Here is a 1927-nt window from a genome sequence, read left to right on the forward strand (position 1 = left end):
CCCCCGCGTTATCAACACGGTGCTCTAACCAGCTGAGCTACAGGCCTTTGTATGCCTACAAAGGCAAAAGCTAATAAATACTAGCTTAAACTAAAGAACAACTTGTTGTGAATTCTTGCCAACCGAATGTCATCTATAAGGAGGTGATCCAGCCGCAGGTTCCCCTACGGCTACCTTGTTACGACTTCACCCCAGTCATCAACCACACCGTGGTGAACGCCTCCCCGAAGGTTAAGCTATCCACTTCTGGTGCAATCAACTCCCATGGTGTGACGGGCGGTGTGTACAAGGCCCGGGAACGTATTCACCGCGGCATTCTGATCCGCGATTACTAGCGATTCCTACTTCATGGAGTCGAGTTGCAGACTCCAATCTGGACTACGATAGGCTTTTTGAGATTCGCATCACATCGCTGTGTAGCTGCCCTCTGTACCTACCATTGTAGCACGTGTGTAGCCCTGGTCGTAAGGGCCATGATGACTTGACGTCGTCCCCGCCTTCCTCCAGTTTGTCACTGGCAGTATCCTTAGAGTTCCCGGCTTAACCCGCTGGTAACTAAGGACAAGGGTTGCGCTCGTTGCGGGACTTAACCCAACATCTCACGACACGAGCTGACGACAGCCATGCAGCACCTGTATTCTAATTCCCGAAGGCACTCCCGCATCTCTGCAGGATTCTAGATATGTCAAGACCAGGTAAGGTTCTTCGCGTTGCATCGAATTAAACCACATGCTCCACCGCTTGTGCGGGCCCCCGTCAATTCATTTGAGTTTTAACCTTGCGGCCGTACTCCCCAGGCGGTCTACTTATTGCGTTAGCTGCGTCACTAAGTCCTCAAGGGACCCAACGACTAGTAGACATCGTTTACGGCGTGGACTACCAGGGTATCTAATCCTGTTTGCTACCCACGCTTTCGAGCCTCAGTGTCAGTATTATGCCAGAAGGCTGCCTTCGCCATCGGTATTCCTCCAGATCTCTACGCATTTCACCGCTACACCTGGAATTCTACCTTCCTCTCACATACTCTAGCTCTACAGTTTCAGATGCAGTTCCCAGGTTGAGCCCGGGGATTTCACATCTGACTTATAGAGCCACCTACGCTCCCTTTACGCCCAGTAATTCCGATTAACGCTTGCACCCTCTGTATTACCGCGGCTGCTGGCACAGAGTTAGCCGGTGCTTATTCTGCAGCTAATGTCATCGTCCGTGGGTATTAACCACGGAGTCTTCTTCACTGCTTAAAGTGCTTTACAACCAAAAGGCCTTCTTCACACACGCGGCATGGCTGGATCAGGGTTTCCCCCATTGTCCAATATTCCCCACTGCTGCCTCCCGTAGGAGTCCGGGCCGTGTCTCAGTCCCGGTGTGGCTGATCATCCTCTCAGACCAGCTACAGATCGTCGCCATGGTAGGCCTTTACCCCACCATCTAGCTAATCCGACTTAGGCTCATCTAATAGCGAGAGCAGTAAACTGCCCCCTTTCTCCCGTAGGTCGTATGCGGTATTAATACGAGTTTCCCCGTGCTATCCCCCACTACTAGGTAGATTCCTAAGTATTACTCACCCGTCCGCCGCTCGACGCCTGATAGCAAGCTATCATCGTTTCCGCTCGACTTGCATGTGTTAAGCCTGCCGCCAGCGTTCAATCTGAGCCATGATCAAACTCTTCAGTTTAATCTTGCTATGAAGTCCTTTAAAGAGACTTCTAAACTTGGCTCATCTAATCTGGCAAAATCGCTAAAAATTATGTTCGTAATGAATTAACTTTGAGTTTTTTTACTGTCTTAAATGATAATTTTTATAGTTAGAATTCTATCGAAAAGATAGTCAACCAACTTTATTTTTTAACATTCTGAATCAGCAAAAATCCACACAAGTTGTTCTTTAGTTATGCTTTTAAATAATGCCTAATCACTGTCGTCCAGT

1 rRNA gene is annotated in these 1927 nt (G+C 48.8%); it reads right to left on the reverse strand.

The annotated features are described in order from the left end of the window. Positions 1-136: 136 nt before the first annotated feature. Positions 137-1675, reverse strand: a 16S ribosomal RNA gene (locus I6E83_RS14600). Positions 1676-1927 lie beyond the last annotated feature (252 nt).

The sequence above is a fragment of the Psychrobacter sp. SZ93C1 genome (assembly GCF_015864635.1).
Lineage (GTDB): Bacteria > Pseudomonadota > Gammaproteobacteria > Pseudomonadales > Moraxellaceae > Psychrobacter > Psychrobacter fozii.